Here is a 305-nt window from a genome sequence, read left to right as displayed (position 1 = left end):
CGGGCAGCGGCCTCGGCAGCAAGGCGCTCGGCGCGTTCCAGCTCGGCCTGGCTCAGGCGGTGATAATCCGGCAGCAGGGCCTCAGTCAGAACGGCCTCGCCCCGCTGGGCCATCTGCTTGGCCACCAGGGCCACGGCAGCGGCCCGGCCGCCCCGCAGCTCCGGCGGTACAGTGAGCACGCCCGGAACATTGCTGTATTTATTATAGCACATAAGGGGTGATCTTCTGGGCCAGAGCTTTAACTTTTAGTTTTGCGCGCTCAGAAGTATACGGAGGGGACGCAAAATGGATGTGATCCAGGGCCA

The 305-nt window shown here is 63.3% G+C and carries 1 pseudogene; it reads right to left on the bottom strand.

The annotated features are described in order from the left end of the window. Positions 1 to 212: pseudogene (locus P0G09_RS18245) on the bottom strand (tRNA (adenosine(37)-N6)-threonylcarbamoyltransferase complex dimerization subunit type 1 TsaB); the annotation flags it as partial. Positions 213 to 305: the final 93 nt, after the last annotated feature.

Origin of the sequence: Faecalibacterium sp. DFI.5.82 (assembly GCF_029076575.1) — a bacterium.
Taxonomy (GTDB): Bacteria; Bacillota; Clostridia; order Oscillospirales; family Ruminococcaceae; genus Faecalibacterium; species Faecalibacterium duncaniae.
This window is presented reverse-complemented; position numbering and strand designations above follow the sequence as displayed.